Source organism: Brevibacillus migulae (assembly GCF_004521915.1).
Lineage (GTDB): Bacteria > Bacillota > Bacilli > Brevibacillales > Brevibacillaceae > Brevibacillus_F > Brevibacillus_F migulae.
On sequence record NZ_SDKD01000044.1, the window covers coordinates 1 to 8,698 of the forward strand.

The 8,698-nt window shown below is 37.8% G+C and carries 7 protein-coding genes and 1 pseudogene; 4 read left to right on the forward strand and 4 right to left on the reverse strand.

Annotation, left to right across the window (positions count from 1 at the left end):
- Positions 1 to 291: 291 nt before the first annotated feature.
- Positions 292 to 2,067: an ATP-binding protein gene (locus EIZ37_RS25115; RefSeq protein ID WP_134687507.1), complete on the reverse strand. Its 1,776-nt coding sequence runs from the start codon at positions 2,065 to 2,067 to the stop codon at positions 292 to 294.
- Complete coding sequence (locus EIZ37_RS25120) at positions 2,060 to 3,268, reverse strand: hypothetical protein (protein WP_134687508.1); 1,209 nt, start codon at positions 3,266 to 3,268, stop codon at positions 2,060 to 2,062. The genes EIZ37_RS25115 and EIZ37_RS25120 overlap by 8 nt, the downstream gene beginning before the upstream one ends.
- Before the next feature lie 131 nt (positions 3,269 to 3,399).
- On the opposite strand from EIZ37_RS25120, the gene EIZ37_RS25125 reads away from it, so the two are divergent.
- From EIZ37_RS25125 to tnpC, 4 genes and pseudogenes are all read left to right on the forward strand, one after another.
- Positions 3,400 to 3,591 carry a hypothetical protein gene (locus tag EIZ37_RS25125; protein ID WP_134687509.1) on the forward strand — a complete coding sequence of 64 codons (192 nt, stop codon included), beginning with the start codon at positions 3,400 to 3,402 and terminating at the stop codon, positions 3,589 to 3,591.
- Between the two features lie 13 nt (positions 3,592 to 3,604).
- Positions 3,605 to 3,805 carry an IS66 family insertion sequence element accessory protein TnpA gene (gene tnpA / locus EIZ37_RS25130; RefSeq protein WP_134687510.1) on the forward strand — a complete coding sequence of 67 codons (201 nt, stop codon included), beginning with the start codon at positions 3,605 to 3,607 and terminating at the stop codon, positions 3,803 to 3,805.
- A 121-nt stretch (positions 3,806 to 3,926) separates the two neighbouring features.
- The gene (tnpB, locus tag EIZ37_RS25135; RefSeq protein ID WP_134687511.1) at positions 3,927 to 4,283 is read left to right on the forward strand and encodes an IS66 family insertion sequence element accessory protein TnpB; all 357 of its coding nucleotides are present in this window, start codon (positions 3,927 to 3,929) and stop codon (positions 4,281 to 4,283) included.
- A gap of 75 nt (positions 4,284 to 4,358) precedes the next feature.
- Positions 4,359 to 5,923: pseudogene (tnpC, locus tag EIZ37_RS25140) on the forward strand (IS66 family transposase).
- A gap of 383 nt (positions 5,924 to 6,306) precedes the next feature.
- On the opposite strand, the gene EIZ37_RS25145 reads toward tnpC, so the two are convergent.
- Both EIZ37_RS25145 and EIZ37_RS26490 read right to left on the reverse strand, forming a co-directional pair.
- Positions 6,307 to 6,771, reverse strand: coding sequence for a hypothetical protein (locus tag EIZ37_RS25145; RefSeq protein ID WP_134687512.1), 465 nt, complete (start codon positions 6,769 to 6,771; stop codon positions 6,307 to 6,309).
- A 79-nt stretch (positions 6,772 to 6,850) separates the two neighbouring features.
- Positions 6,851 to 8,080: a hypothetical protein gene (locus EIZ37_RS26490; RefSeq protein ID WP_235828229.1), complete on the reverse strand. Its 1,230-nt coding sequence runs from the start codon at positions 8,078 to 8,080 to the stop codon at positions 6,851 to 6,853.
- Positions 8,081 to 8,698 lie beyond the last annotated feature (618 nt).

Consider the following 8,698-nt stretch of genomic DNA (forward strand, 5'->3'; position numbering starts at 1 on the left):
ATACCGGCGCTCGTGGGTCAAATTAATTCCGGCGTTGACAATTCCAGCAAAAATCTACTCGTGAAAATTCAGTTTTGAAATATGTGCTCCGTTTTTTGTGGATGTTGTTCAGGATAAACACCTCTTTACCAAAGAATTGGAGCACTTTTCCATTTTTTAAAATCAAGTTACTTCAAAATATAGGGTTTACTTAGATAGATTATACGGTTCTCCGTACTGTCAGTAATGGCAGTTTTTAATTTCTGAACATAAATAATGAGATGCACTTATTTATGCATCTCATTATTTACTTTACTCTTCAGCACCTTGCTCTTTTCTCCATCGTTTTATAACATCTGAAAAAGTAATTTCACGCCATGGTTGTTCCCATTTCTGACTAAACATAACACTTTGGGATTTTGGTTCTGGTTTTGGTTTATCCATTTTTATTATTGTTGGCATAATTACTGAGTCACCAACAATAATATTTTCTCCTGGACCGAGATTTGGTAAAATGCTTCCTATACTTTTTGTGCTATCCGGCATAAGGTTTTTAATATAACTTTGATCGGTTTGATTCGTAAGCCGTAACGCCACAAAATTGTTACACTGAGCGAGTACTGTTTCAGAAACTTCAGACGGTCTTTGGCTTACAACCATTAAACTTAATCCGTACTTTCTTCCTTCTTTTGCAATTCTTTCTATAGATTTTTTAGATGAATTGTATTCCGCACCACCATTACGAGGAATGTAATTATGGGCTTCTTCACAAACAATCATTACAGGGATATCGTTTAACTTATCTCTGTTATGTTGAAGCTTTGAGTAATGAAAACAAAAATCAAATACTAACCTAGCAATTAGACTAACAGTAATACTTAAAACTTCAAACGGTATGCCACTCAAATCTACAATAGTTACATTTGCCTTATTTAAATAGCCAAGAAATTGTTGAATAATCTCTTCAAAGTCACTCGTATGATAAATCGTTCCGTCTTCCTTGGTAGGATTTAAAATGAAATTTAGTCTTTTATCAGTAAGCTTCGTTTCCAATCTTGATAAAAAGCGATTAAATTCACCATAAAAAGGTCCGTTTGATGCTTTAGTCGCAGAGGCTGTTGACTGAGGTACAAACTCATAGATCCTATTAAAATACAATTCCTTTCTATCCCTGACCAATGTATTATCGGCTAGTTTAGGGCAATTTTCATTTTCAAGTTTACCAATTACCTCTCTATTCATATTTTCAATATAATTGAATACCTCTCTGATATTAAAATAAACTGGCGTATCGTAAGTAATTTCTGAAATAGTTGGGTTATGTCTTTCTTTATTCAGAATCACAGCATTTTTAAACATAGAGATTTGATTATGTGAGTTGCTTTCATTGCTCTCTATGAATAATGATTCCAATTCTTCGGAGTTCATTAGCCAGTATGGTAATTTCATTTTATCCACTGATAAATTATTTAGTGTGAAATTTTGATCTTCTGCTAATGTAAAGGCAGCGGAGTATTCAGAGTGTATATCAAAGATGATAATATGTGAGTTTTTTTGCTCGTGAATATTTATATTTTTAAAATTATTGATTCCAACAGCGCTTTGTAAAATTTTCGCTACAGCACAGGATTTACCAGCCCCTGTAGAGCCAACAATAGCAACATGTTTACCAAAAAATTTGTCACCATCAATTTTTACTTCTATTTTTTCATTTTGAGAAAGAACTCCTATTGGAAAGTTATAGTCACCATTAGCACCAAATATCCGATCTAGGTCACCAGAATCAAGAATATACACCGGTTCTGTTGGCACTGGCAGGTTTTTTGCCCCTCTTCTAAATCCTTCCTCCATTAAACTTCCGATAGGTTGAGTATCTATGATGAGCTTTAAATCTTCTTGGATGTTGTAGTCAAGGGCTCGAACATTATTGATTATACTGACAATATAGTTACTATTTCCGTCTGCTATTTTCAGATATTGACCCACTTGTAAACTTTCTTTGTTATCCTCAAGAACCCTTAGTTTTTCTACAGTAACAATGATATTATCTGGTGAACTGGAGAGTACTTTACCTATCGCTTCACTCATATGTATCAACCATCCCCAAGATAAATTTAACTTGTGCCAGCTCATTTAGATCAATATGTTCAACATTAATATCTTGGTAATCCAACTCAGGAGGAGTTTTTGTAAATAGGAAAAAATCCTCAGGTTTGGTTTGATTAAGCATTTCGATTGCTATTCCATCTAAACGTAATAGCCGAATATCGTATTCAGAGTAAAAAGTCTTCCCAATTTTTGCTTTGATAGGGTTAGTTAAAAATTTTGTTTTATCGAAAAAATCATCAGTTACAAACCCGTCGTTCACCTTTATATTCTTCTTATGCAATCGTATACGTATCTCTTTGAACAATTCTTGGTTACAGTCTAAACAAAACAAAGGCGTTTTATCATGTACTTCTTTAAAATGGAATTTACTAAGGTAATCAGAAATAAAGTTTACGATTTCGTTATCAAAATTTTCAATGGAGGATTGAGAAAGTAAGAAGTAACGTAGTCTCGAGTTTTTATCTAAATTTGTTTTTAATTGTTTTTTTCGTGTCTTTAATATCCTATCTAAAGTCATTAAAGACCTGGTCCATCTAGTAATAGCCGTCTTCCTGATCTGTTGCAAATCGTGTAACAAAGCTGACTTTTTAATTACTCGCTGATCAGCATTGTGTAAGATACTCAAATCTGCGATTTTTTGAACAGCATTTGGATAAAAGAGCGTCTCAATATCATCAGTTGGTAAGCCGTTTTTTTCAAATGCTTCCATTATGTTATGTATTAGATCTGAAATAGAACTTCCGAATTCCAGTGTAAATCGTTGTAAGAATTCCGGAACATTTACATGGCCGCTTAGTTTGGTAATTAGCCTCCTATATCGCTTATCACCTGACTGAAGCATCTCAGATATATGTGCTTCGGTTATCTCAAACAGAGAACCCGCAGGTTCACTAGGGAAATGAGCAAATAATCTGTATTCAATATTTTTGTCAACATTATCATGATAATGTTCCATCATTTGAAGAATTGGTTTATAGACGCTACTTAGAGTAAATTTTTCTTGTGCCTCATGATATTTACACTGAATTGCTTTAGTAAGCAACGGCGTAGCTACTTCTATGTCTTCAATTATCCCTTCAATTGAAATATCCGAGTCTTCTTCATCATTTAAAATTTCCAAAAGAGTCTTATTAAATTGATATAAAAAACCTTGGATTGTATAATCAGCACTTCGTGACAAACCTATCCCCCCATCGTCACCTTCCCTATTTCTCCATACTATTTTTATTTTATACAATTATCGACAAATTTGTATACACTCCATTCTTAAACTTCACATCTCTATAATAGAGAAAAAGAGTTTTCTCTCAGATGAACAGGCAACTCGACAACATCGTGCAGGCCGTTGCCCAAGGGTTGACCCAATCCGCTTTCCTAGAGAAAATGATCGAATTGGATGGTGAGAAAAACACTTTGGAATTTAGCATCAAGGTAAGCGTCAAACACAGCCAACCTATCAAACGAATATCGACCATGAGACAATCTTCCTCAGAAAAAGTATGAGGAGGATTTTTTGTTGGCACAGACAGATAAAAAGACATTGTGGAAAACACGAATTGAGGACTATCGCTCTAGTACTGAACAGGTGGCTGCGTGGTGTGAGCGTCACAACGTGACGTCTGGTCAGCTCTGGTACTGGATGAAAAAACTAAAAAACGAAAGCACGAACTTGTGGAAATTACTCCAGCGAAGCAAAATTGGGTTAGCTTACATGTAGAACCTTCGGTACCCCAAGCTCGTGCAGGACTAGTGGTCGTAATAGGAGAAGCGCGTTTAGAGATACCTCAAGGTGTAGATCAGAAACTGTTAGAAGACGTAGTAACCGTATTGAGGCGTCTATGCTAAAAGCTCTGCATCTTTCTCATGTGTATATCGCCTGTGGAACGACAGATCTGCGCAAATCCATAGATGGTCTTGCTGTCTTGGTTCAGGAACAGTTTCATCTCGATCCATTTTCTCCGGCTCTGTTTGTGTTCTGCAATCGACAACGAGACAAACACAAATTATTGCACTGGGATCATAACGGGTTTTGGCTCTATTACCGCCGATTAGAACGTGGTCGATTCCGCTGGCCCACAGATATCAAGTCGCAAACGCTCTCCATTTCTCATCGACAGCTCCAATGGCTCCTAGATGGACTTTCGCTTGAGCAACACCTTGCACATCCACAGGTAAAAGCACACGCTATTGTCTAAAAAATAGATAAAAATGCCCTTAGACGGAGCCTTTGGATCAAGGAAAATCAGTGTTTCTTGTCGAATAAGAAAGGTATGAAAAATATCGACCAAACCACGACAATCCAACAATTACAAAACGTGAACGAGCAACTCCAGAACAAGGTGGATGAGCTTACTGTGAAGCTTAAGTGGTACGAGGAGCAGTTTCGTCTTGCCCAACAAAAGCGCTTCGACGCTTCAAGCGAGAAAACAGACCCGAACCAGCTTGATTTACAACTATTTGACGAAGCAGAAGTACTGGCCTCTGCCGAAGAGCCAGAGTCTGATGTGGAGACAATCACATATAATCGAAAAAAATCTTCAGGAAATCGTGAAGCAAAATTAGATCAGTTCCCTGTGGAGACCATCGTGTATCAACTGCCGGAGGCAGAACAAGTTTGTACCTGTTGTGGTGGTGCACTACATGAGATGAGCACAGAGACACGAAGTGAAATTAAGATTATTCCTGCACAAGTCAAAGTCGCACGTCATGTTCGACACGTGTATGCCTGCCGTCAATGCGAACGTGAAGAGATTCAAACACCTGTTATTACAGCACCGATGCCAAGGCCTGTCTCTCCGGGAAGCTTCGCTTCTCCCTCTATCATGGCACATGTTGCCAAAAGTACGTGGAGAGTCAGCCTTTGTACCGACAAGAGCAGCAATTTGCTCGTTTAGGTCTTTCCCTCTCGCGACAGACTCTCGCCAACTGGATGATTTATGGTGCTGAAAAGTGGCTATCTCACCTTGTAGATAGAATGCGTGTACATTTACTACGTCAGGATGTTCTGTATTCGGATGAGACCACATTACAAGTGCTGCGAGAGCCTGGGAAAGCTCCACAATCTCAGTCCTATATTTGGCTCTATCGAACAGGGCGAACGGGTCCGCCACTTGTTTTGTTTGACTATAAACGGACACGTGGCGGCGAGAACCCTCGAGAATATCTACAAGGATTTCAGGGGTATCTCCACGTGGATGGCTATGCAGGATACCACAAGGTATCAGCGAGACTCGTTGGATGTTGGGCACATGCTCGTCGTAAATTTGACGAAGCCCTAAAAGCTCTACCTTCAACAGAAGAGCGAAAAGGTACCGTTGCGCAGCAGGGATTGCAGTACTGTAACCAGCTGCTTGCCATTGAACGGGATATCAAGGAAAAAACCACAGAAGAACGGTATACCATCCGAAAAGAGCGAAGCAAGCCCATTTTGGATGCCTACTTGGTATGGCTTCGTCAGCAAAGGACCCGAACTCTACCCAAAAGTGCTGTTGGTCAAGCGATTGCCTACAGCTTAAACCAGTGGGAAAAGCTGACTGCTTTTTTAGAAGACGGACGTCTGGAGATAGATAACAACCGAAGTGAAAGGTCCATAAAACCTTTTGTCATTGGGAGGAAAAATTGGCTATTTGCCAACTCACCTCGCGGTGCAAAAGCCAGTGCGATCATCTATAGCTTGCTTGAGACAGCGAAAGAGAACCAACTTCATCCCTTCCACTATCTGAACTATCTGTTTGAACAAATACCCCAGTTAACTGATGTAACGAACCAGGAAGAATTGGACCGTTTCCTTCCATGGTCAACGTCACTATCAGATATCTGTCGTATCCTAAAATAGTTATAGCCCATGCCACGTCAAGATGGGCTACTTTGCGCTTACGCAAATCTTGTGAAGCTGGTTTACGCTATACTTGATCACAAAGGTGTATGTATTGATGAATTTGAAAAGGCAAGACTAGCAAAACGTGATACGCGTGGAGAATTTACTAATAGGCTGTTTTTAAAGTATGTAATTGAAAGTAAATAAAGCTTTAATATGTGATCTTATTTTCTAATGTTCACTTAGTATTTCTACGCCCATTAGTATGAAAGTATAAAAAACCGCCTTCATGCTTGTAGCGGCTTATAATTATGTGGTTCAATATTTTCTTCTCCGGTGGGCTTTTATAGCTGCCTCAGTTTCTTTGTTTGGTTGATATGGAACATAAGTTTATCATTTTTTTATTCAAAATTTTTGCTTCGAATTATTTTATCGCTTAAAATGTTTCTTTTGAGGTCCGATTTAAGGTAGGCGTATATTAGTGGGGAAGTGTTATCGTTTTGTTTTTGAGAATAATGAACAGTAAGATCTCCGTCAAACTCGGGAGTAATTATAAAGTTTGTTTCGGCACCTCCAGCTGTTTGGCCATCATAAGTAACACCTATTTCATTTTGTATGTTATCAGCTTGAAACTCAAGAAAACGATTATCAGCGAAAATCGTTAATCGTGTAGTTGCTTGAGGCAATTCTCCAACAATTTTAATCGATACCTCTGTCCCCTTTTCCTTTTCTAATTTGTTTACTAGTATTTGAATATTCTCGAGTTGAGTTGTGCTTTTACTAAAAAGGGAGAAATCATAAATAACGAGGGATCCTACTATAAGCAATAGACCAAATAAAAAAATAATAATATTTTTTTTCTTCAAGCTATCCTCTCCTTTTGATGTGTGAGCAAAACTAGCGGCTAGACTAAAATCCGTCTGTCTAACCGCTAGTTTTGAACTTCTAGTCAACAATCTCAATCGTATAGTTAGATTTTTTGGTTACTTCAGTATATTCGTGTAGCAATAAAGTGTATTTGTTCACCAAGGAACGATATTTAAAGTAACCGCTAAAGTCGACATCGACATTTCCTGTATCGATAGATGGTGCAGTATCCATAAAATAGCGCACCGCAAAACCAGGTTTATTTCCTGGGTTTTCACTAAATGGTCTTTCATCTAAGTAACCGGAAGGATAGTAACTTGTATTCCACTTGAAGTCGTACAAGAGATTATCTGTTCCATTACCCGTAATACTAATAGAACTTGCTTCTACAGGAATGTTTACTACACCAATTTGAGTTCCAAACCACATTGGGACACTAAATTCTTCTTCTGAATTGTTAATAGGATCTACCGTATTAAATACCATGTCTTCATCACTTTGAATACGGAGTCGAAAGTTTACAATATCGTGGTTACCAGTATAATCTAGACCGTCTTCCTCAAGCTCCTCTTCAATGTCCTCAATGTCTGTTCCCCAGCGGAAACTGTAGTTATTTCCGGCATCAGTTTCGGTTGTGAGTGGACCTTGGATTCGATACCTCCAACCAGTTCCTGTTCCGGCCTGTATTCCACGGTAGTAATCATATTCATCATCTTCATATAATGCGGTAAGTTTTTGCTTACCATCCTTATCTTTCACTTTTTTCATTTTAATTGTATTTCTATCTACTTTTTCTTTATACTTCTTAGTTTTTTTACCTTCCCCGTCGAATATATACGTTTTGCTGGAAGTTGGTTCTTTATCATTTTTTTTATTATACTCAAAAATATTGATAGTTGCTTCGTAATTTTTTCCTGTATCCTCCACAATTGCCTCAAATTTAATCAACTCATTATTCTCATCAACCCCTGTGAAGTAATAAGCTTTATTCTCCTCAAGTATTTTTTCAATTTTTCCTTCTAGGTTAAAGGTTTCTTTTGTTTCTTCATTTTTAATGCTTGCTCGGAAGGATTCACTGTCAACATTAAATTTACCTGCCAATTCTTCTCCGTGGGTTTCCATAATACTTTCTTCATTTGTACTTGCGTCATAGTCGGTTGTCTCGATCAAAATCGTTCTAGAATGTCCTTTCGACTCAATTTTTAATTTTTCTGCTTTGTCTTTAGCTAATACAGGAACAACCGGTGAGTAAAACGCCGTACTCATTGCTAAGGTGAAAGCTGCAACCAATGAAAATGTTTTTTTCACAATAATCCTCCTCTTGAAATTTTTTACAATTTACAAGGGGTATACTATCATTTTTTCCTCATATTGTAAATATATAAAAGTTTGATATATGTTCAAAGAAAGCAATATAACGTTGGAGTAGTGGATATGAGAGCGGTGTATTATTATGGACTTCCTTGACGGAGAATCCCTCGTAGGGTAAGACTGGAGGAATGTTGGAAACGTCCTCCGTTTTTGGCAGCTAAAACTGTTACGCTTCCTGTGCAACGGTTTTATTGTATTCTAAGAGATCCAATATATTCTCCAATTCCAGACGGCGAAGCAGTTTGTCTAAGGTTATGAAATCAATCCGTTTTGTAGGATCTGCCGCCAATGTCGTGATGGCATTACAACTTACCCCGGTCTTTTCCGCTTTCGCATCAAGGAACTCTCTAGCTGAAAAACAAAAAAACAGTCATCACAGAGGACACCCTGCGACAACTGTTCGCTACGTTAAAAGGATTATGTAACATCGAAAAACATTCCAGAAATCAAGAAGTTCATCGACAGTTACGTTGATAAGGTAATCTTATACAGAGAGCACGTAGACGTTATATTTGGGTCTGTCAAGAATTTTGTGTAAACTCAATCAACCGATAT